This is a genomic window from Leptolyngbya sp. 7M, from assembly GCF_018128485.1.
The window spans coordinates 4,121,870-4,143,061 of the sequence record NZ_CP070897.1 but is presented as its reverse complement, the minus strand read 5'-3'; the positions used below and the strand labels follow the sequence as shown (position 1 = coordinate 4,143,061).

Genomic DNA, 21,192 nt, shown 5'->3' with positions numbered 1-21,192 from the left:
GTCAGGTTTATTTAGAAAGTACTGAACCGATGGATGGTTTATCCAATCTAAAATTAATCCCGGCTACCAGGTGGAGTCAGGCCAGTCCCGCTTTCAGCGAGACTTCTGTGCGACAGACACGCGATGCGTGCGGAATCCAAACGCTTAACTATAAAGACCACAACTACAAAACTAAAAAAGTTTCTTCTGATACAAATTGCCAGAGTACTCTTCTGGCTGGCTGGCTTCACGAATGATTATCCGTGGTATTCGCAGCAGGATTCGCTGGGAAAATTGTTTGGTCAATCAAGCCAGTTTCATCAAAGCTAGTTTGGTTTGGATCCAGCTCGGATCCTACAATGGTGACTCGTAATCCCACTTTGCCTAGCCGAATTTCATCGCCGTCTGCGAGGGCATAGTCAGGCAGACTTTCTGGAGAAGGCTGCGGTTGGTTTTGGGATGGATTAATGGCGCGGCGTCCAATCATTTGACCATTGACGTAGGTGCCGTGCAAACTGCCCAAATCGCGAATGCGGACCATGGGTGGATTAATTTCCAGAGCGCAGTGATAGCGAGAGACGGTGTTGTGCTGTTCGTCGTTGGGTAACTGGAGCTGACAGTCTTTGGCCCGCCCGATAATGCAGGTGGTTGGTTCCTGAAACACAAATTCCTCACCAGTGAGGCTGCCCGATGTGACGGTGAGGGTAACTCTGGCGGTAGGTGAGTCACCAAAAACCGTGGTGAATTCCTTGAAAGCAGTAGCAAATACGGTCGAGTCGGGCTGTTTTAGGACGGGTTGGGCGGTTGCCGCTTGGGCCATTCGCATCAGCTGCTGCCGGACTCCTTCCACCTGGAGCCAGCCATAGCCTGCCTGCCGTAGCGTTCGGAGCAATGCAGCCGACGGACGCATTACCGGTGCTGGTGATCGCAAGATTCATCATGGTCATTGCCATGATCAGGACAATACAACTAGCCGATCGTAATAGACCTGTTATTTTTGCAGGTAAGTTCATCTTCAATTCTCCTTTGTGGGAAGTGCCAAAGCACATTTCATTCCGCGACATTTCATTAACAATGAACGTGCCAGAGGCAAAGGTGTTAAAAAGAAAGAAGTTAACGGATCAATGCTTGAGAGATGATGTCAGTTCCCTGTCAGTATGAATGACCGATCCGGTCATTTTGACGCAATCGTTCTTTCACGCCGCAAAAGAAAAAGGGCCGTCGTCTCCGACAGCCCTGACGCATACGGATTCGATCTACCTATCAGATCTCCAGAATATCGACAAGCTCCTGAACGGCGGCGGCGCTCTTGTGCAGGGCGGCGCGCTCATCATTTGTCAGCGAGATCTCGATTATCTGCTCCACGCCGTTCTTGCCTAGCTTTACCGGCACGCCTACGAACAGGTTCGAGATACCGTATTCGCCTTCAAGGAAGACCGCGCACGGCAGTATCTTCTTCTTGTCCTTCAGTATCGCTTCGGCCATTTCGACCGCGCCGAGCGAGGGCGCATAAAATGCCGAGCCCGTCTTCAGCAAGCCGACGATCTCCGCACCGCCGTTCGCTGTGCGGTCAATTATCGCATCCAGCGTCGCCTTATCAAGCAGTTCAGTAACCGGGATACCGGCACAGGTAGAATAACGCGGCAGCGGGACCATCGTATCGCCGTGTCCGCCCAGCACAAACGCCGTAACATTCTCTACCGAAACATTCAGAGCCTCGGCCAGGAAACAACGCATACGTGCCGAATCAAGCACGCCGGCCATTCCCATTACGCGGTTTTTCGGGAAGCCCGAACGACGGAAGGCCACCTGCGTCATCGCATCAAGCGGATTTGATACAACGATGATAAATGCGTTCGGTGAATATTTCGCGACCTGATCCGTAACCTGTCCGACGATGTCCGAATTCGTCTTCAGCAGATCGTCTCGGCTCATACCGGGTTTGCGTGGCAGCCCCGCCGTTATGATGACAACGTCTGAATTCGCAGTTTCTTCATACGAATTCGCCCCGATCAATTTCACATCAAAACCATCGATCGGTGCGGCCTGTGCCAGGTCTAATGCCTTGCCCTGCGGCGTGCCCTCAACAATATCTACCAACACAACATCCGCAAGCTCTTTTGCCGCGATCCAATGTGCCGCCGTCGCACCGACATTCCCCGCACCGACGACCGTAACCTTATGTCTTCCAGCCATTCTTGATCCTTCCTGTTCTTAAAAATAGTATTAAACGAAAACACATATATTCTCACACACCCGCCAAAACGGCAAAAACGTGCAGAAAGGGCCGACTGCTGTTTCTTGGACATTGGCCCGCGTTGGAAGCTTAAAGATCATGTTTCCGATATCGTTTTGTTCGTCAGGTTGTTCGTTTGCGGGTCTCGGTCAGCGGCTCGCCTGCATTGCGGTCTAAGCTCTCTTGTTTTTTACCTAACTTCCACATCAGTAAACTGATGAATACATAGCAAACAGCCCCCGATCAGGCACAAAAGCCAACAAAGGGCTGTAAAATGGCCACTTCGGTAAAGAAACATCTAACAAGCCGCGGCATACCTGCGGCCAAACGGCACGAGACCCGACCATCAGTTAGAATTTGTGAAATTCCGTTCGGCAGCGGTTTGCCGATCGAATGCGTGCGAGAGCCAACGATGTTCAAAAACTTGTTTGGCGGCCGACCCGTCCGCGTCGCCCTGTCTGAAATTTGACTCTTTTGGCTGTAGAAATTATTATTTATAGTTTCGACTCTTGTAGCCGAAGTGTGTCTATATGTTCGAATCGCTGTCCGATAAACTCAAGAAAACGCTGAGAGATCTGCGTGGGCAGGGCCGTTTGACGCCCGAACACGTAGATGCAGCGTTGCGCGAGATCCGGATGGCGCTGCTCGAAGCGGACGTAAATTACAAGGTCGCCAAAGAGTTCGTCGAATCAGTACGCGCAAAGGCCGAAGGTCAAGAAGTTTGGCAGGGACTTAATCCGCACGAACAGGTCGTCAAGATCGTCTATGACGAGCTTGTTTCGCTGATGGGCGGAACAAGTTCTCGGCTTGTTTTCACAAAGCAAACACCGAACGTTGTTATGATCGTCGGACTGCAGGGCTCTGGTAAAACAACGTCCACTGGTAAGATCTCGCGTTGGCTCCGCGATAATCAGGAACGCAAGCCGCTGCTAGTTTCGGTCGATGTTTACAGGCCCGCAGCCCGCGAACAGCTTGCACGTTAGAATGGCCTCGAATCGGCATCGTGCCTGCCCCTTCCTTGCCGGCATTGCCCGTGAGCAGAGCCGTGTTGGCAATACTGTAAACGTTATCGACTCCGTTATCGTGTTGAGTTATACCCATTGCCCAGGCAAATACAACGCCTTTTGATGTACCAATAATGTGCGCTGCTGCTTCAATTTCTGTTTGAGATATACCGCAGGTTGAGATAATGGTATTCCAACTCGTATTCTTTGCTTGTTCTAGAATATCCTGCCAGCCTTCGGTATATGCTTTTAAATAATCTTCTCGTACCAATCCTTTTTCAATCAGTGCTTTTTGAATCCCGACAAACAGAGCCACATCACTGCCGGGAGCAAGTTGAAGGTAAAGCGAGGCAATCTCGGAGCCAGTTAAGAGCGATTTAATCGGAAAAGCAGGCGAGGCAAATTTAACTAGGCCAACTTCGATGACTGGATTCACCACAATGACCTTACCGCCGCGTTCCCGCAGTTGAATTAGCTCGTTCATCAAGCGCGGATGATTGGCAGGCGCATTGGAACCGATCAGCACCACACAGTCAGCTTTTTTCAGGTTCTCTAGACTGACCATTGAGGTACCGGAGCCGAACATCTGCTTCAGTCCCACGGTAGAAGGCGAATGGCAGAGGTCAGAGCAATCGGCTAAGTTGTTGGACCCCAATGTGCGGATCAGCAGTTGCAGTAAAAAGGCGGCCTCGTTAGAAGAGCGACCAGAACTGTAAGAAGCAATTCGTTCCGGCGGTTGGCGAAAGGCAGCTTCGGCGATTTGGTAAATCTCGTCCCAACCAATCTGTTCGTAATGGTCGCTGCCAGCTCGATGAATCAACGGTACACTCAGCCGACCAAGACGATCCGCTTCTAAGGAAGTAAGCTGTTGCAGCTCACTGAGCGGGCGCTGTGCAAACACAGACGACGGCACTGCCGGCTGAATTTCGGCGGAAATGGCTTCTACACTCTTCATGCAGCGCTGGAGTGGTTCGCCCACTTCGTTTGTGAAGCCTCCTTTTTGGCCTCCCGTACCCCAAGCGCAAGACAGACAGGCACTTTTGTGCAGCAGGGTTTGCCAGAGTTTGGGACCTTCGGGCGAGAGGGTATGTTCGGCCCAATACTGAATCACCGGCAGGCCGCCGCCCATGTTGGGAGCATTTTCGGTTGTATCCTCAACGGGTGACAGGGGTTGATTGTTCAAAGGCTTCTGAGTATCCATACGGCTAATGCTGCGAGTCTGGCTCTCTTCAACTTAGCGCAAATCGCCTATTCGCAACATTCCTATTCGCAACATTGAGTGTTCTGAGGCTCGATCCACGATTAAATTTTTCCTGTTCAGGAATGGAGACTGCTGCTGATCAAGATAACCTAGGCGTCAGGAGCAGACAAATCCAATGCTGAAAACCAGTACTGGCAATCATTGGCATCGAGCCTGGTAATAAATTGTCGGTTTTATTTCGATTAGTCTTTTCGATTAGTCTTGGGCAGCGCGAGCACTTCTTTCAGCTGTATCTGGATAGAGTTTTGCCCAGTCTTTTACGGCTTCTTTGCTTTCTTCGGCAATTCGTTGCAGACGCTCACCTGGAGCACCCTCGGTTTCACGTGCTTCCTGCTTCCATTGTCCTACAGTTTTAGGCCGATCCGAATCATTTTGCTGAATCGCTTCATCAACTTTGTTCTTAATCGCTTGAGCGCCGCGATCATTGCCGACATTCGCAGTTAATACTACGAACCCAATCAAAACAACCGCTAAAAACCGCTTAACTTGGAATCCATTTAGAAAAGAACCAATACGAGCCACTGCTCCGGAAATCAAATTCAGCATAATTTAAGTCTCCATTGCTTTTGATTGCTCAGATTCACAGACTCTGCGCCAGCTTAAAGTTACCGATCGGCCATGACCAACAACCAATCTTTACTTTCACAAGACGTATGAGCTTTTGAATCCAGTTACAAACGTAGCGATAAACAAACTTACTCTCCTCTGGCAAAAGTTGTAGCTTGACGAGCAAACAGGAGAGACTTTTTGCAACTCTGTTCATTTCTCTAGGTTGTAGAAATCATTAATATTTCCTAGAAGCAGGCTCTAGGAGCTGTTAGATTAAAACTGCCGCGCATCTCCGCATCTCCCGTTCAACTCCTCAAATCCATGACCCTTGAAGAGGCATTAGCCATCGTCAACCAAGCTTTAGACCACCAACGTTTAACGAAAGTTCAAGACCTAATCTTCCGGCAATCTTGGCAAGGCAAATCCTATACCGAAATGGGGACAGCCTTTGGTTACGATCCGGCCTATCTGAAGGACGGTCATTTGTTCGATGGCGCGGCAACTCCAGATAAAATCAAAGCTGTGATCTGGATAATCAATCCGCGTCAGGTCCATCGGGCGAACTTCGAGACGATCTGTGGCATAGGGGAAGGGATTGCGGCGGTAAACCTCTTGAGTCGTGAGCGTCTCTCGCCCGTTGTAGAGATCGTACAGGTCGGTTGCGACCACTCGATTACAACCGTTGGCAAACGCATAGATCAGCGGTTCGTCACCCACTGCCAGCCCTAGGGCTGTGGCCTGCCCTCCCAGCAATCCCAATTGATGCAGTCCGGTGTAGATCTGAATCAAGGGCCAGACTTGACGATTCCTCACCGACTCCAATTGCAAAAGAGATGCTGTCGCCTGAAACGCCTCATCTTGCCAGTCGGCAATGTCAGCAACCTTACAAAATTTCATGGCCTGTGACTCAGTTTGCTGCCGCCTAGTAGTTTACCAAAGTTACTTCAACGATAATGACTGATTCTAATCCACCTGCTCTAGCTACGCTCGCTGCCATTCCAGTTCTGGATCAAGACGGAGAGGTCAGCTCCCAGTTTGATCAGCAAGTCGGCGTCTATGCTGTTTTTGATCAGGCCCATGTTTTGCAGTATGTCGGCTATTCTCGTGACGTTGGCCTTAGTTTAAAGCAGCATTTGGTCCGCCAGCCGCAGTCTTGCTATTGGGTCAAGGTGAAGACGATCGAGCGGCCTAGCCGCACCGTTCTGGAAGCGATCCGAGATGCCTGGATTACCGAAAATGGAGCAGTTCCCATCGGCAATGGGGCGGCAGCAGATCAATGGAACCAGCCCATCGACGCCAAAACTCAAATGACGCCGGAAGAACAAAGCGCCTATGCTGCCAGCGACGAAGCCGGAAGAATCAAAATTCTGAAGCAGGTGGCTCGGCGAGTAGAGGCAGAAGTGTTGGCCGCGCTAGAGGCAAGAGGCGTCAAGATGGCCATCCGGTTCGATCCAAAAGCGAAGGAAGCAGGATTGCTGAATTTGAAGTAGTGCCATACCCCAATTCCATTTCCAAACAAAAAAGGGCGAGAAAAACCCGCCCTCCGGTTCGATTCACGTGTAGCTTATCGGGAGCAATTCCCGCAGCTCTATTTAATGCTGACTTTGCCGCCTGCTGCTTCGATTGCTTTCTTAGCTTCTTCAGCCGCCTCTTTGGGAATACCTTCCTTCACGGGCTTAGGCGTAGATTCTACCAATTCCTTGGCTTCCTTCAGACCCAGACCGGTCAGTTCACGCACTGCCTTGAGGACCGCGATCTTCTTATCGGCAGGAACTTCATCAAGAACCACGTCAAATTCGGTCTTCTCTTCTACTTCCTCAGCCGGAGCCGCAGCCGCAGCACCTGGGGCCGCCATCATCATCATGCCACCCGCCGGAGCAGCCGCACTAACGCCGAAAGCTTCCTCGATTTGCTTCACCAGTTCAGCCGCTTCCAGCAAGCTGAGGGTTTTCAATTCTTCCAAAATTGCATCTGTTTTTGCAGACATGAGTGAACTCCTTGTAGATGGTTAAGTATAAACAGGGTTGAATGAAGGCAACTTAAGCCGATTCGTCGGCCTTGTCTTTGTCCGCATAAGCTTGCAGCGCCCGCGCCAACGAGGATGGCACTTCGTTGATACCAACCGCCAGTTTGGTGGCAACTCCATTGATCGCACCGGCGATTTGGGCCATCAGCTGCTCCTTCGACGGCAGATCCGCAATTGCCTTGACATCTGCCTCGCTCAGCAGCCGTCCTTCCATCGCGCCGCCGCGAATCACCGTCTTCTTGGACGCTTTCTGGAAATCTTGATAGGCTTTCAGCGCCTTACCCAGATCATCCTTCAGCAGCAGAAACGCAGATGATTCTTTGCAGATCTCGGCCATTGGCTTCCAGTTGGGATCATCCTGGACCGCGATCCGCATCAGCGTATTTTTGGTGACCTTGCACTCGGCCCCAGCCGGACGCAACCGCTTCCGCAGATCGGTGATCTCAGCAACCGTCAGACCTTTGTAGTCAATCACAACGGCAAGCTGTGACTGGCTCAACGATTCCTTTAGTTCGCTGACAATCGCCTGTTTGTCTTCGAGTGTTCTTCCCATACGTATCTCACCTCCTTGGTTGTGGGAAATGACCAAGCTTGAACGATCCCATGCCCTCTAACTCCTTTGACATGTAAAAAACCCCAGTCAAATTAACCGGGGCTTGGCAGGCTTCAGACTCACTGCACCAGTTTGATCTCACAACTGGACAGGAGTTAGAAATCAACCTCGGCAGGATATTAAGCGAGTCGCACCTGCTGTCTCCGGCTTCTATTCAACCGGATTGACCTGATCCTTAACAGCTCCAAAGTCGATTAAAACAAGTTTGCGGTCTTGAGAGCGGCGGATCAGATTGGCGGGTTTAATATCTCGATGAATCACCTGCTGGCTGTGGATATATTGCAGCATCGGCAGCACTTCACTGAGAAACTGCTTGACCCCAGCCTCACTAAATGGCCCTGAGCGCTTGACCTCCTGCTGGAGGGTGCAGCCACTGATGTACTCCTGGACCAGATAAAACTCATTGTTGGCTTCAAAGTAATCTAACAAGCGCGGCACTTGAGGATGATTGCCCACCTTCCCCAGCGTATTGGCTTCCCGCTCAAACAGATCCCGCGCCATCTGCATCACGCTCGGTGAAGTAGCCGCCGGACGCAATTGCTTGATCACACAGTAGGGGCTACCTGGCAACGCTTCATCTTTGGCTAGAAACGTAGCTCCAAAGCCTCCCTGCCCAAGTGCTTGAATCACCCGATAGCGGTCCCGCAACAGCAATTTAGAGCCGCAAGAGTGGCATCGCTCAGCATGGATCGAATTTTCTGGATTAGAACAGGCTGGATTTAAGCAGTAGCTCATGCCGGATTACTCGCTTCGTCATCGCTAGATATCGGATTCTCCAGAGGCTGGTAGCAACACCCTAATACCATTATCTTTCCAACAAACCCGGGACAGAACGCTATCCTCCCTAGAATTCTTTTGAAGACTTGCTGAAGTTTGCCTTAGTTTGCTTAAAGCCAAGATAAAACCTCATAAAACTCACAGTGTGGTTAGCACAGTATGACTAGTAGAGTCTAGGTATGACGACAGGATAACTGCTTAGGGATAGTCTCCCCATCCGCAGCAGGAGCTGCCTCGAAACAGAGAGACTTGATTCCAAGTCAACTACAGCCCAGGAATGCATGCCCCCTAAAACCAAACGGCTATAATTCAGGACCTGTTTCGTTTGTACCTCAGTTTCGCACGACTTTCCGTAGGGGTCACTCCCATCAGACGAATCTAAACGCAGATTTGAAATCCACCCAACTGACCCAACCTTTACTCTCATGCTGCTTAATTGCTTCTCTAATTGCTTTTCAGCGGTCTACTGAGTGAGTTGCTTGGGGCGTAATACCTATTTAGGTTTGTCAAAACTTCACTAAGCGCTGGGACGAGGCATTGGGTGGGATCCTGTACTGGAACTAGACCGGAGCATATGAAAAATTAGAGCATTAATTAGAGTATTAAAAATCAAACCATTAAAGATCAAATCATTCAAACAAAATATTGATTAAATCAACCTCAGGAACAGACAGTGGGATGAGGTGACAACAAACGGTATGGCTTGATCAAGACTCGGATCAAGACTCGGATCAAGACTCGTTCATATATGTGAATCTGCCCATTACCCTCGATTGATGCAAAATAGCTGACTTTAGCTTTAAGGCAACAGGCAAAACCAAACATAAATGCAGGGCAGCGAATTGATTGATCGGCCTCAGTTGGCCTGACTGACAGCAGGTAGAAATGAGTCGAAGGCATCGTTCTGCCAGTAAACCGGCTCCTCTATGAGCAGAACCATTACCGCCTCTGTTTTGATGTTGCGTTCATTGCAGGTAGCAATATTGGTGTTCCCCTAACTGCTTGTGGATTACAGGTTCAAACTTGGCCTAGCGCTGCAAACGCTGAATCACGATTACAGCCTTTTTCAGGCTAGTGAAGTACGAAAAACGAGGTGCAGGGGCAGTGCTCCCTGCGTAGGGGCGAAGCTCACACCCCCCCCATACCTCACATGAGTGAAAAACGCTGTATCAGGGAATTATCAAAATAATTGATTCAAATTTGCCAATAGCATTCAGAATTAGAAATAGTATTATATACACCAACTACTGTGTGTAAGGATTAAGAGAATGGTTAGAGCGAATAAACGTTTGCCATCAGCTGTAAGTGTTTCCCAATCTGCCCTCAACAACGTCAGCTCCGTATTGCAAGGATTGCCAGAGAAACCTAGGGAAAATTGGTCTTTGCGAGAGGCAGTTGCCGTGCTTCAGGAGTCGATTAGCGCAGCCTTGGCTAAGGGATACAGCTACGAAGAAATTGCTGAGATGCTGAGCGGGAAAGGCGTTCAGATTTCTGCTTCTTCCCTGAAGAGCTACTTATCGGCCGCTAAGCGGCAAAAAGGATTGACGTCATCAAAAGGTAAGAGAACAGGGCGGCGAACCAAAAAGGTGCAAACGAGTGATGTCAGTATGAACGGCGCTGCAACTGCTGCGGTACTTGACACTAGCAAGGCTAGCCTGAGTGCGCTGAAGGCCAATTCCGCCACTGCTGACATTGATCTGCCAGCTGACTACATCGCGGCCAGGAGAAAAGCATCCCACTCGAACGCATGGAGTGTGGTTAACGAGTATTTGCTTGGCTCCTGACAAAACGGCCAAATAATCAAAACCCTTTCCTTCTACAGGCTTAAGAGCGGCACAGAAGGAAAGGTTGTGTTTGTTTATCAGGTTTGCCAACCAACTGAATGAATCTGCTCAGATTAGCAACCGTGCCAATTAAAGATTAAGCTGGTTGCCGCGCTTGTATTGCAGATAGGCCGCTACAAACAAACCGGCCAGTGTTACTGGAATCAGACCTAGCACAATGCCCGAAAGTAAAGGTTCAACCACTGCTTCATCTCCTTAGCGTCGATTTGGATTTTATCAAATTTAACGACCCAACTTTCTCTTAATGCTTTTTATTCTTCTATCATAATTCTTGAGGGAAGATAGCCCCAGCAAGGTCAACCCTTCCAAACGAAGCAGTTTGGCTTGAAAAGCATGCAAGACGAGGTTCGTACTTGCTCTGCTATGTACCTTTTAGGATGCAAGACAAGCTTCAGGCTGAGGTAATGCTTTAGAAAAGTTAAATAACCTCTAGTTTTTACATGAAGTAAGTTAAATTCTTGAGGTATGTCGCTGGTCTGCCTGCGCTTCTCGTTCACTAACCGTTTTTGATGGCAAAAGAGCTTTTGGATAACCAAATTGCAACCACCGACATCTCAGTTCAGAAGGCGGCTTGGATCGTTCTAGCGGTTTTGGTTGCCCTGCTAGTTGTGACATTAATGTTCTACCAGTCTCGCCGTTCTGATCCTTACGTACAGCATGTTTTAGGACTGAATGGCAATCCAGCTCAGGGGCAGGTAATTTTTCAGTTGAATTGTGCGGGTTGTCATGGGGTTGCCGCGGATGGTCGAGTCGGTCCGAGTTTGCACCATGTCGGGTCCCGCAAGTCGCGAATTGGGCTGATTCATCAGGTAACCAGCGGTAAAACTCCCCCAATGCCGCAGTTTCAACCTAGTCCGCAGGAAATGGCAGACCTGTTGGAGTATTTGCAAACCCTCTGAAAATTTTCTATATCAAAATATTTTTTAGCCAAGCAGTAGAAATTGCCACCAAAATCCGATACTCTTAGTACATATCTGTAGTACAGACATCCTAGTTTTGCTAATCGCTATTTGTGATTAGCAAAACTAGTAATCAACCAAACTAGACAAGCTGAATCATTTGGTGATACAAATGTTCTAGGAGCGATTGATTGGCCCTTTATTTTCTGCCAATGGTAATGTTCTATGGACGCTCGTCTTACTGAAGTCCAGCAGCAGCTTTTTGACTGGCTGGTGGAATACATCAAGCAAAATCAGCATTCGCCATCGATTCGTCAAATGATGCGAGCGATGGGGCTAAAGTCTCCTGCGCCGATTCAGAGTCGGCTGGAGCATCTCAGAGCAAAAGGATACATTGATTGGACTGAAGGTCGGGCGAGAACGATTCGGATTCTGCGACCCCAAGGTCTACCTATTGTGGGAGCGATTGCAGCTGGTTCGGTGGTTGAATCTTTCCCGGACGCAGTAGAGCAGTTGGATTTCTCTAGCTCCTTACTTCGACCCGGAGATTATGCCTTGCGGGTTCGGGGCGACAGTATGATTGACGCATTAATTGCGGATGGTGATGTGGTGATTATGCGCCCAGTGCAGGATCCCAAAACCGTCAAGAACGGTACGATTGTGGCAGCTAGGGTGAATGGCGAAGGACAAACGCTGAAGTACTATCACCGCAAAGCCAACCAGGTAAAACTGGAGCCAGCAAACCCCAACTATCCTGTGATAGAAGCCCCAGCAACCGATGTGGTGATTCAGGGCGTTCTGGTAGCCGTCTGGCGGGGCTATGGCTTTATGGCATCCTGACTTTGCTCTCAAGCTGTTAATAAAAAATGCTTGAACGTTTGGAAAGTGAATACAGCTATTGTTTTGGGCACCTAGATTGGATAGTCCATGAAATTTCTGGGTGTTGATTTGGGATGGCAGTCCCAACCGAGTGGGTTATGTTGTTTAATTTGGCAGCAAGGAAAATTACAGTTGCTGCATCTAACCCGTTTGGCAACAATTCCTGATGTGCTGACCTGCATAGATGCTTGGGTGAGTCCTGAGGATCCCGCTATGGTTGCAGTTGATGCCCCAACTTTAATTGCCAATCTGACTGGAATGCGGTTGGCCGATCGGTTAGCTCACAAGTATTTTGGTCGCTATCATGCAGGCTGCTATCCGGCTAATTTGGGTCGTCCCTTTGCCCAACGTACCATCGAATTTGGCTTGAGCTTAGCTGCAAGAGGGTTTGTACATGCCCCAGCAACACCTCCTTTACCGTCTGGAGATTGGCTCAGGATGTGATTGTATAAAGACTCATAGCGACGAGCTTGAAGCTCTAGAGGAAACTCTTTTTCAGTTTTTTCACGAGCATAGTAACATAGGCTCTGATGCCTTTCCTGATCTTCTAAAATCCAAGCAATTCCCTTAGCAAACTCTTCAGTTTCATAAGGTTGTACCAGATAGCCGTTCCGCTGATGTTCGATCATGTCTGGCATGCCACCAATTTTGAAAGCAACTGAGGGAGTGCCACAAGCGATCGCTTCCAAAACGGTATTGGGCAGGTTATCCTCCGTTGAGGGAGCGGCAAAGACATCTGCAACGGCATAGACGAGAGCAAGGGAGATTTCATCACTCAGTTTGCCTACAGCATGGGACTTTAAACCTGAACTGAGCTGATTGTTCGAGTTTGAATTGCCCAGGATCAGTAATTCCACTTTATCTTGCCATCCAGCTTCTACAAGCTTTTGCAGTGCTTGATCTAAAAAACGAAATCCTTTTCTAGGATCGTTAGGGCTGATAGCGCTAAATAAGATCAGTTTTTTGTCCTGGGGAAGGTTCAAGATTTCGCGAGCTATGCGCCGATCCATTGGTTTGTATCGTTGCGTATCCAATCCATAGGGAATTATCTTGACCGGAAAGTTTTTGAACAGAGAGCTAGATTCAGCGCAGCTCGCCATCCACTGACTGGGGGTCACAATGGTCATGTCTAACCCTTTCCATGCCTTCGCTTTGCGTTGCCAGACCCAATGAGATAGGTCTCGATCGCGATTGCTTTTCAGTTGAGGACAATTTCCACAGGATTTGGTGTAGCAATCACACCCCTCGCTATAGTGGCATCCGCCAGTAAATGCCCACATATCATGCAACGTCCAGACTAGCGGTTTGTTTAGTTTTGCTAAGGTTTCAATCTGAAGAAATCCACCACAAACCCAGTGCAAATTAATAATATCTGGGTTCATCTGGGCAACTTTTGCTGCAACAGCATCAGGAAACCATTGTAGAGAAAACATTTGCTGCGGATGCTGATGAAATTGGAGAATAAGACTGTCCAGCGATGATCGCAATCGGGTCGGTATTCTGCCTTCCACAGCTTCTACAGCTTGATTATTACCCGACTTAAACTGCACCAGCATATGAGAATCAGCCCCAACCTTTTGTAACCCCTCATGAATCCGGTAGGCTGATCGTGCTGCTCCTCCAGCTGTATCGAAAGAACTCAGGTGCAGTGCTTTAATACCCATCTTGACCTTATTATTAGTTGCGATATTTCTTACTAAATTTTATTTCTCTTATGCGTTAGCGCTACTGAAGTAAGTTAGGAGTGTTGCTGCTTCTTTCTGTAAACAACAGTCACAGAATGCCCGTTAGGCATCAGCCCTTGCTCTTGAAATCCTTTTAATAAAAACTTACTTATAGCAGATGCGATTTTTGAAACAACTTTAAACTGGAAAGAAGTATCCACTAATTTCTTTCTCATACCAAAGGATTTCAGCAAAGCGAGCAATGCAATACAATACAAAAATAGTCCTCTCTCAGCTTCACCCAGTTTTTCGTGATATACCCCAATAACTTCCAAATTAAATCGATGTGCTAAAGATTCAAGTGCTCGATCTGACCATCTCGTTACATGATGAGGAGGGAGATTAAGAATATCGTTAACCCTAGTTGAGTAGAAAGCATCCTCAGATGGAACAGATATAATTAAGACACCATCTTCATTTAAGCATTCTAGAATTGACTGAACAAATTGAGCTGGATAAGCAACATGTTCTAGAACTTGAAAAGCTACAGCAACTGAGTACTTTGCTTTGTTATCTGAGTTGCTTGAATGATCTTCAACTGATTCTTTCTTAAGCTCAATTCCTTCTTTAGAAGCTATTTCTATGGCAGATTCACTGAACTCAAGCCCAATGTATGCTTTGGGTTTTATGTACTTAAAAAATGCTCCTTTCCCTGCACCTACCTCAAGAACGATATCTTCTTGATTGACAAAATGACTTGCATATGAATATTCACTCTTTCTATCTGGATAGTAAACATTATTATTTTCGTTTAATTGATTATAATATTCCTCAGAAGCGGTTATACAAGGATAGAAAAACTTTAACCCAGTTTCAATACACTCGTATAGACCTACATTTTTTACTCCTTCAAAATCGGCTTTTACAACTTCCAATAGGCTAGGTTGCTTCTCATACAGTTTCGTGATGTCGGCAACCGAAATCTCCTCAATCAATTCCACATGGCTTTGCTCAGTTAGCGGTGACAAAATTGTCATTAGTCACTCTCCTCTAATAAAACTACGCTGCTGCTGGGTGGCTCGATAAAACGAGCGGGAGGATTCTAAAATCAAGCGAATTGATGGAGCGAAATCGCGAAACACCGCTTCGTCCTGGACCGTAAAGCCAATCAAGTCAATTTTTTCTTCGAGCGGCGCTAACGGATCATGAATCGGCTTGAGCTTGTTAATCAACTGCACCACGGCCACCAAATTGCCCTGATCGTCTAGCAGCGGCAGAGCCAGCATCGAATAGGTGCGGTAGCTGTTCTTTTTATCAAACTCTTGCGCCGCAACCGAGCGGGCATCTTGATAGAAATCGTAGGGAATATTCACCACCTGTTTGCGGGTGGCGACCTCTCCAGCGATGCCAACGGTTTTGGGAATTCTCAGCTCTAGATTATTGCCTGCTTCGTCTTTGGCGACAATCGACCACAGTTCGTCGCGTTCTTCATCGAGTAGAAAAATCGTGGTGCGGTCGGCGTTGAGCAACTCTCCGGTCTTGAGGGTAATCGAGCGCAGCATCTCGTTGAGGATGGCATCAAACCCCTGCGAATCCAGCACATTGTCCAGAATTGAGAGGGTCTGGTTGACCACACGCAATTTTTGCTCGACATCGGCGACCACCTGCTTGAAGGTGTCTTGGGTCAATGGGGCTAAGAAGGCGGAGAAGGAACCTTTTGACGTTGCCAAAGCGGTTTCCGAGCTAGCATGCGGTAGGCTGGACTCCTCAACCGTAACAGGTTGGGCCGGAGAAAACTGCTCCCGGTTAACGACTGCTGTGGTCGCTTGGGCTATATCGTTGGGCCTGTGGGGCATGATATCAATTACCCCTCCGGTTTCTTTGGCCGCAGAACAGGGGTTGGAAGCTGGCCGCTTAGGAGATTGTTGAGGCGTCTGCAGCGCTAGAAGGGTGGTCGCTGCGCTTTCTGCTTCGATACTGAAACTTTCGCGTCGCTGACTGACGGGTGCATTGTTGTCAGCCAACTCCTGATGGGGCAGATGAGAGAATGAAGCTGTCATAGATGCTTAAGTGGCTGAGCTCCCAGGTCAAAAATAACCCAAACCCTAGGATTCCTCTACAGCGAGATCAACTACTGGCCGCAGCGTAGAAATCACTGCTTGTGCTGGCGCAAAGAGCTGACGATGTCCGCCTGCATTTGGTTGCCAATAGTCCACTGCTGAGGCGCTTTGGGGTTTCAAGTTCAGGGTTCCCACCAGCTTGACTAAACTAGCAGCTAGGTATCAATTCATTAAGCGTAGAAATTATGGCAACCACCACCAGGAAATCCAAAAGGGGCAAGCTGGTGCTGACAAATATGGCTCTGTAAATGGTTCTGTGTCGCTTCGTTGCTTGACCCACTCGCAGATGAATTGCTATTGAATAGGACTTATGCAACAGAGATCTCCCAGACCTCCTTAAAAAGGGGGTTTCTGAGGTTCCGCCTTTTTAAGGAGGTCTGGGAGGATCGAGTTTCCATCTTTCAAGTGCGTAAGTCCGATTGAAGCAAGTCCACTCAAGTGGACTAAACCCCTCGTCTAGTCTGCTACTTTGCGAGAAGGCTACGCCCATAGCAGACTTCCCCGATTAGCCCGCAATGGATTCGCGGCTGGGAGAAGTACGAAGTTAAAAGCTGGATTGACCCAAAACTCTGAACAGACCCCTTTATGAGCTTGAGCAATTAGCCCGGATATTTCAATTCGAGATAGACCAAACACCTCGCTCAGGCAGGTTTTGCCTCTGCAGATGCGGTTTCAACCGCCAGCTAATTCATTTATTTCATTAGGCAATCTTATGCCCTGCGGCGGTGATTAGCTGCTTAAAGGTTTCTTCCGATGCTTTGCCCTCGATCGTCACCATCTTTGCGTTCGCATCAACCTCGACTCGTGCATCCGGTTCAGTCGTTAGAATCGTTTCTTTCAGCGCTTTGGCGGCTTCGGGGCCGTCGAGAGTTGGAACCGATAGTTTTAAGGCCATAGTCTGCTTATAACTTGTCTAAAGATCAGATTTAGCCCTATTCTCTCGGCCTCGCCTCAAATCAGGCACTCCACCTGGGGTAGATTCTGGCGACTGGGCACTCCATCGGCTGGGCAGATTTCTTTGTAAAAGGTTAAAAAAATCACCAGACCCAAAGCAGATTCAGGGCATCCAAGATAGAGTTGGGGTAGGCAATCTTCGAGTTGTCCATCTGCAAATTGGATTGAGCTAACTATTCAGCGAAACAGGAACACTGACTTATGAGCGCCTACGAACTTGAGCTTGAAACAACTCAGGCCGGAACGTCAGAAGATGCAAGCTTCACCGTCAACTATGTGGAAGTGATCGAAACCGTGATTTCTAGCCTGCAACATAGAGTTTGATCGCACTCAGCCCGCCCGCTTTGGCATTGATTGCTGCCGTAACAATCTCGTCGTTGTCCAGCTTCTTATTGATTATGCGCCGCAAGCGATCGCTACCCGTTTCGACCGCAATTGTAATCGAGCGAGTGTCGTGCTTCACCAATAAACGAGCCAGTTTCGCGGTTACGGTGTTGGTACGGACCGAAGCAATACTGAGACGAATATCGTCATACTGGGGCTGATCCAGATGGTCCAGCAAGGATTCAAATTCTGGATGTTGCGTCACCGACGCGCCCAACAACCCCAAGCGATTCGTCACTTGGAGTCCCCGCTCAATCGCAGGTAACAACGAGGCTTCTAAGCTGGCTGTTCGGAAGGGCAAAGTCAGGTAGCTGGCTAAGCAAAAGCGACACATCTCTGGGCAGCTCCGCACCACCTCCACCATGTAAATGCTTTCCCAGGCTGCTTTTTCAGTCACAACCGTAGAGGCCAGCAGGGTACTGCCCCGATAGGTCTGCTTTTGCACTTGGGCCGGAATGGCTTCGTCAACTGGGTCAATTCGCTCGATCTCACCATCTGTGGCTTTGTAAGTCACCTGATACAAACTGGGCACATACACGCCAGGAACTTGGGCTAAATGGCGCAACTGAGTAAGGCGATCGGCCAAGCGCACTTGCTGATAGGCATCGATAAAGGCATCCAGCAAGCCCTCGCCATCCCCCAGCAGCACCAGATCAAAGAAATCAGCAAAAGGTTCAGGATTGGCCGTTAGCACCGGTCCTCCGCCAAAAATCAGCGGGTGGGCATCGGAACGGTCGGCGCTGCGCAGAGGCAGGTTGAGCGACTCTAACAAGCTGAGGATATTGACATAATCCAGTTCCCAAGAGAACGAAAACCCAACTAGCTCCGGGTGCCCAGGCAAGGGGTCGTGAATATCCGTAAACAGACGGCTGACCTGCAAATCGGGGCGCATCGCCAATGTGGCCCAAATCACTTGATAGCCCAAACTCGTGATGCCAACGCTGTATTCGTTGGGAAAGGCGAAGATCACTGGAGCGGCATCAGCACTGGGGGTGGCGGGCGTAAATAGCAGGGTTTCAGCAGAGAAGACAGTCACAGGAGAGATGAAGGTAGAAGGAACCGGCGGATCACTGATCACTTCTTCAGCCTAGCATCTGACTTTAGCAGCAAGCAGATTAGAGATTTGCTGAATCGATCTCTACAGAGGTGTGTCAGGCCAAAGGATTCCGAAATTTTGCGCAAACCACCCTGCAGGTGATTATCAATTTTTTTAAACAAGTTCAGGGCATTTACTGTGGGTACTAGCAGTTTGCTTCGTCAAAATTTAATGGAAGAGTAAGAGACTGTCAGGTCCTTTCTCATGTTTAAGAAATGCGGAGTAGATCTGCATAATTACCACTCTCAATCCTATTTCAACATCAGTTGAAGTTTATTCCTCGGACGGTTAAACGCTAAGCTACGCAATTGCTTGAGATTTGGGTCTAAGCACCCTGAATACACTGGATTCAATGCATCTACCTTTCCTAATCGCAATTGGGGCAATTGGAGATTTGGTTGCACAACTAATAGGTTGCACAACTAATAAAGCATAAACAAATTCAGTGATGGAAGGTGCAGAAATGACAAAAATTCGCGGCCTTGAGAAAATTTGTGGCCTTGAGAAAGATAGAGCATGGTAATTTATTTTTTCTTTAGCAAGCCGTCATCTGGATGTTGCCAAGACTTATCAAAAATACCGGAAACTGTATCCTAGGTTGCCTGAGAAAATTTGAATTTGTGTTCAGAATTATGATGTGATTACTGTGTAACAACACCAGTGCCAGAAACAGAACTCTAGGTGAACTTTTCAGGTTCAATCATTTAATTCACTCTCGTTTAATGAAATCGTTCGTCCTACTAAGTACCTCGGCATAATTAAAAACCAGATTCAAAACCCCGCGCAGCGGGCGGCGCAGGGTTTTGGGTTTTATGTTTAATTATGCTCACCTACTTAGTCTAAACCACCATTTAGACAGGTTCAGGCATCCGTCCTTAGAGTCTCTGCATATTTTCTCATAGCATTTCTTACAGAATCTTTTTCAAATCCCCTTGTTAGGTCACGTTTTCGCTTCTTCTAAACATCCCAAACAGACACTCGATGCGTATCAGTGCATTAGTTGACTTAGAACTCTTAAGCACGGCTGTCGTTCAGCTATCGTTCAGCTATCGTTCAGCTATCGTTCAGTTCAGGGCCATCAAGGTTGAATTATGGTGAAGCCATTTGACGATAAATTTGGAACATTTGTCCCGCCAGCAGAGCGAGGATGGGATGCTGACCCGGCATTAATGCCAGTTATCCCGATCTGCCGCAATTGGTTTGTAAGTTCCTCGGCAGAGCGTGTTTTTGTTCCATCATCTAACAGCTGGGCAGTAAAGTTAGAAACACCGACCTTATCTGCTGGCTCGTTATCTGAACCTGTCTTGAAGACCATGTTCATTGCAACGATCGGAAGCTCACGTTGTTCGACCATCCATATCTCGAGACCATTTGGCAGCTTTGTCTTTTCGATCTTCGGAAGCGAAAGTTTTGGATCCGGTCCACCTTTAGGAAGCGCTGCCGTCTGGGCCGCAAGTTTTTCTTCATCGGCTTTTTCGCTCTTTACAGATGTCGGTTCGTTCGCGGCATTTTGTGCGCGCTGTGCCTCGCCAGTACGCGGAACGTAGGTCATTACAAGCCTATTTCCCGTCAAATATTGCTTAGCGACTCGTGAGACATCTGCAGGTGTTACTTTCTTATACCGGTCAAGATCATCTTGAAACCAACTCGCTTTCCCGACATAGCCCTTATAGTTAACAAGCTGATTTGCCTTCCCCAAAACGGTTTGCAGACCAAAAATACTCTGCGATTCTATGAGATTAAGTGCTCTTGATAACTCTTCCGCGGAAGGCGGCTCATTCTTGATACGTTCTATCTCCGCATCTATCTCTTTTTCGATGTCATCAAGCGACTTGCCGGGCCGGGCAGTTGCCTGTATTTGAAAAAGTCCGGCTATTTCGTTAGTGCCGCTGTTTGCGAAGACCTGTTGAACAAGCTCTTTTCCGTAAAGAAGATTGCTCTGCAGCCTTGAGGTGCGTCCGCTCGAGAGAATATTGCTGAGAACGTCAAGTGCGGGTTCATCAGGAGAGTAAGCCCTCACCCCATGCCAGACAAAATAGCGGCGAGCGAGCGGGACGCTATCTTCAACGGTGGTCCGTATCTCCTTCTCCAACTTCGGCTGAGCAGGGTTTGGCCGGGCGATCTTTCCGCCTGCGGGTATCGGGCCAAAGTGTTTCTCAACGAGGGCACGCGCCTGCCGATCTTCAAAATCTCCTGAGATCACAAGGATCGCGTTATTTGGAACGTAATATTGCCGGAAGAAAGATTGGACATCGTCCATTGAAGCGGCCTGAAGATCTTCGAGCGATCCAATAGTTGACCAATTGTAGGGATGCGGTTTGGGATACATTAACTCGCCGATGCGTTCAAAGGCGGTTCCGTAGGGCTGATTATCAACCCGCTGTCTTCTCTCGTTCTTGACTACGTCCCGCTGATTATCAAGCTTTTCTTGCGTCATCGCCGGAAGTAGGTTTCCGAGCCGGTCAGCTTCCATAAACAGAGCGAGCTCGAGGAAATTGGATGGAACGGTCTGGAAATACCAGGTCCGGTCTTGGTTGGTAGTTCCGTTTATTGAAGCACCGGCCTCCTGAAGCGGGGTGAAATAGTCCGCATCGTAATTCTTTGAGCCCTGAAACATCATATGCTCGAAAAGATGTGCAAATCCGGTCCTGCCTTCAACCTCATTCTTGGCACCAACGTGATACCAAACCCCAACGGCAACGATCGGTGTAGAACGATCTTGGTGAAGCAGAACACGCAGCCCATTCTTCAGTGTGTACTCCTCGACACGGATCTGCGGAAGCCTATCCGCACGCTGTGCGGGAACCATGGCAGCCAATGCTACAGCAACCGCCAAAACTCCCAAAACTCCCAAAACTCCAGGAAGAAGTTTCCTTAATCGCATCTTGATCTCCTATTGAACACGAA

Annotated in this window: 22 protein-coding genes, 2 pseudogenes and 1 other annotated feature; of the genes and pseudogenes, 9 read left to right on the top strand and 15 right to left on the bottom strand. The window is 48.5% G+C overall.

Annotation, left to right across the window (positions count from 1 at the left end):
• Nucleotides 1–226: 226 nt before the first annotated feature.
• Nucleotides 227–889 carry an FHA domain-containing protein gene (locus JVX88_RS21140; protein WP_211620086.1) on the bottom strand — a complete coding sequence of 221 codons (663 nt, stop codon included), beginning with the start codon at nucleotides 887–889 and terminating at the stop codon, nucleotides 227–229.
• On the opposite strand from JVX88_RS21140, the gene JVX88_RS21135 reads away from it, so the two are divergent.
• The gene (locus JVX88_RS21135) at nucleotides 871–1,140 is read left to right on the top strand and encodes a hypothetical protein (RefSeq protein WP_211620085.1); all 270 of its coding nucleotides are present in this window, start codon (nucleotides 871–873) and stop codon (nucleotides 1,138–1,140) included. The two genes, JVX88_RS21140 and JVX88_RS21135, sit on opposite strands and share 19 nt — an antisense overlap.
• Before the next feature lie 102 nt (nucleotides 1,141–1,242).
• Here JVX88_RS21135 and mdh read toward each other — a convergent pair whose 3' ends face one another.
• Nucleotides 1,243–2,175 (bottom strand): malate dehydrogenase, encoded by a 933-nt coding sequence (gene mdh, locus JVX88_RS21130; RefSeq protein ID WP_211620084.1) that lies wholly within the window; start codon nucleotides 2,173–2,175, stop codon nucleotides 1,243–1,245.
• 314 nt (nucleotides 2,176–2,489) lie between these two features.
• Here mdh and JVX88_RS21125 point away from each other — a divergent pair, with 314 nt between their 5' ends.
• Both JVX88_RS21125 and JVX88_RS38785 read left to right on the top strand, forming a co-directional pair.
• Nucleotides 2,490–2,684, top strand: a complete 195-nt coding sequence (locus tag JVX88_RS21125) for a hypothetical protein (RefSeq protein ID WP_211620083.1) — start codon at nucleotides 2,490–2,492, stop codon at nucleotides 2,682–2,684.
• 61 nt (nucleotides 2,685–2,745) lie between these two features.
• Nucleotides 2,746–3,198 (top strand): signal recognition particle receptor subunit alpha, encoded by a 453-nt coding sequence (locus tag JVX88_RS38785; protein WP_225931133.1) that lies wholly within the window; start codon nucleotides 2,746–2,748, stop codon nucleotides 3,196–3,198.
• Between the two features lie 19 nt (nucleotides 3,199–3,217).
• Here the strand turns inward: JVX88_RS38785 and JVX88_RS21120 are convergent.
• From JVX88_RS21120 to JVX88_RS21110, 3 genes and pseudogenes are all read right to left on the bottom strand, one after another.
• Nucleotides 3,218–4,174, bottom strand: a pseudogene (locus JVX88_RS21120) (molybdopterin-dependent oxidoreductase); the annotation flags it as partial.
• A gap of 501 nt (nucleotides 4,175–4,675) precedes the next feature.
• Nucleotides 4,676–5,026 (bottom strand): hypothetical protein, encoded by a 351-nt coding sequence (locus JVX88_RS21115; protein ID WP_211620081.1) that lies wholly within the window; start codon nucleotides 5,024–5,026, stop codon nucleotides 4,676–4,678.
• 396 nt (nucleotides 5,027–5,422) lie between these two features.
• Nucleotides 5,423–5,926: a methyltransferase domain-containing protein gene (locus JVX88_RS21110; RefSeq protein WP_211620080.1), complete on the bottom strand. Its 504-nt coding sequence runs from the start codon at nucleotides 5,924–5,926 to the stop codon at nucleotides 5,423–5,425.
• 56 nt (nucleotides 5,927–5,982) lie between these two features.
• Here JVX88_RS21110 and JVX88_RS21105 point away from each other — a divergent pair, with 56 nt between their 5' ends.
• Entirely contained in the window at nucleotides 5,983–6,519 is a 537-nt protein-coding gene (locus tag JVX88_RS21105; RefSeq protein WP_211620079.1) for a GIY-YIG nuclease family protein, read from the top strand.
• 98 nt (nucleotides 6,520–6,617) lie between these two features.
• Here the strand turns inward: JVX88_RS21105 and rplL are convergent, their stop codons facing one another.
• The 3 genes from rplL to JVX88_RS21090 all read right to left on the bottom strand — a co-directional run bounded on the left by rplL (nucleotide 6,618) and on the right by JVX88_RS21090 (nucleotide 8,403).
• Nucleotides 6,618–7,016, bottom strand: a complete 399-nt coding sequence (gene rplL / locus JVX88_RS21100; RefSeq protein ID WP_036004479.1) for a 50S ribosomal protein L7/L12 — start codon at nucleotides 7,014–7,016, stop codon at nucleotides 6,618–6,620.
• 52 nt (nucleotides 7,017–7,068) lie between these two features.
• Nucleotides 7,069–7,608: a 50S ribosomal protein L10 gene (gene rplJ / locus JVX88_RS21095; protein WP_211620078.1), complete on the bottom strand. Its 540-nt coding sequence runs from the start codon at nucleotides 7,606–7,608 to the stop codon at nucleotides 7,069–7,071.
• 65 nt (nucleotides 7,609–7,673) lie between these two features.
• Nucleotides 7,674–7,833: a sequence feature (ribosomal protein L10 leader region), on the bottom strand.
• Complete coding sequence (locus JVX88_RS21090) at nucleotides 7,819–8,403, bottom strand: serine/threonine-protein kinase (protein WP_317134400.1); 585 nt, start codon at nucleotides 8,401–8,403, stop codon at nucleotides 7,819–7,821. (Overlaps the previous feature by 15 nt.)
• A gap of 1,310 nt (nucleotides 8,404–9,713) precedes the next feature.
• Between JVX88_RS21090 and JVX88_RS21085 the strand changes: the two genes are divergently transcribed.
• Nucleotides 9,714–10,229, top strand: a complete 516-nt coding sequence (locus tag JVX88_RS21085) for a hypothetical protein (protein WP_211620077.1) — start codon at nucleotides 9,714–9,716, stop codon at nucleotides 10,227–10,229.
• Nucleotides 10,230–10,358: 129 nt separating this feature from the next.
• Here JVX88_RS21085 and petG read toward each other — a convergent pair whose 3' ends face one another.
• Nucleotides 10,359–10,472 (bottom strand): cytochrome b6-f complex subunit V, encoded by a 114-nt coding sequence (gene petG / locus JVX88_RS21080; protein WP_035999205.1) that lies wholly within the window; start codon nucleotides 10,470–10,472, stop codon nucleotides 10,359–10,361.
• 326 nt (nucleotides 10,473–10,798) lie between these two features.
• Between petG and JVX88_RS21075 the strand changes: the two genes are divergently transcribed.
• The 3 genes and pseudogenes from JVX88_RS21075 to JVX88_RS38780 form a co-directional block, all read left to right on the top strand.
• On the top strand, nucleotides 10,799–11,188 hold the full coding sequence (locus JVX88_RS21075) for a c-type cytochrome (RefSeq protein ID WP_211620076.1): 390 nt from the start codon (nucleotides 10,799–10,801) through the stop codon (nucleotides 11,186–11,188).
• Between the two features lie 225 nt (nucleotides 11,189–11,413).
• Complete coding sequence (lexA, locus tag JVX88_RS21070) at nucleotides 11,414–12,028, top strand: transcriptional repressor LexA (protein ID WP_211620075.1); 615 nt, start codon at nucleotides 11,414–11,416, stop codon at nucleotides 12,026–12,028.
• Between the two features lie 87 nt (nucleotides 12,029–12,115).
• Nucleotides 12,116–12,361, top strand: a pseudogene (locus tag JVX88_RS38780) (DUF429 domain-containing protein); the annotation flags it as partial.
• Between the two features lie 20 nt (nucleotides 12,362–12,381).
• Here JVX88_RS38780 and JVX88_RS21065 read toward each other — a convergent pair.
• From JVX88_RS21065 to JVX88_RS21050, 4 genes are all read right to left on the bottom strand, one after another.
• Nucleotides 12,382–13,731: a glycosyltransferase family 4 protein gene (locus JVX88_RS21065; protein WP_263975197.1), complete on the bottom strand. Its 1,350-nt coding sequence runs from the start codon at nucleotides 13,729–13,731 to the stop codon at nucleotides 12,382–12,384.
• A gap of 74 nt (nucleotides 13,732–13,805) precedes the next feature.
• Nucleotides 13,806–14,768 (bottom strand): class I SAM-dependent methyltransferase, encoded by a 963-nt coding sequence (locus JVX88_RS21060; protein ID WP_211620074.1) that lies wholly within the window; start codon nucleotides 14,766–14,768, stop codon nucleotides 13,806–13,808.
• A 3-nt stretch (nucleotides 14,769–14,771) separates the two neighbouring features.
• Entirely contained in the window at nucleotides 14,772–15,791 is a 1,020-nt protein-coding gene (locus JVX88_RS21055; RefSeq protein WP_263975196.1) for a GAF domain-containing protein, read from the bottom strand.
• Nucleotides 15,792–16,551: 760 nt separating this feature from the next.
• Nucleotides 16,552–16,746 carry a heavy metal transport/detoxification protein gene (locus tag JVX88_RS21050; protein ID WP_211620073.1) on the bottom strand — a complete coding sequence of 65 codons (195 nt, stop codon included), beginning with the start codon at nucleotides 16,744–16,746 and terminating at the stop codon, nucleotides 16,552–16,554.
• A gap of 260 nt (nucleotides 16,747–17,006) precedes the next feature.
• Here JVX88_RS21050 and JVX88_RS40880 point away from each other — a divergent pair, with 260 nt between their 5' ends.
• Entirely contained in the window at nucleotides 17,007–17,129 is a 123-nt protein-coding gene (locus tag JVX88_RS40880) for a hypothetical protein (RefSeq protein ID WP_263975195.1), read from the top strand.
• On the opposite strand, the gene JVX88_RS21045 is transcribed toward JVX88_RS40880, so the two are convergent.
• Nucleotides 17,107–18,267, bottom strand: a complete 1,161-nt coding sequence (locus JVX88_RS21045; RefSeq protein WP_317134399.1) for a radical SAM protein — start codon at nucleotides 18,265–18,267, stop codon at nucleotides 17,107–17,109. The genes JVX88_RS40880 and JVX88_RS21045 overlap by 23 nt on opposite strands.
• Nucleotides 18,268–19,363: 1,096 nt before the next feature.
• The gene (locus JVX88_RS21040) at nucleotides 19,364–21,169 is read right to left on the bottom strand and encodes a M16 family metallopeptidase (protein WP_211620072.1); all 1,806 of its coding nucleotides are present in this window, start codon (nucleotides 21,167–21,169) and stop codon (nucleotides 19,364–19,366) included.
• Nucleotides 21,170–21,192: the final 23 nt, after the last annotated feature.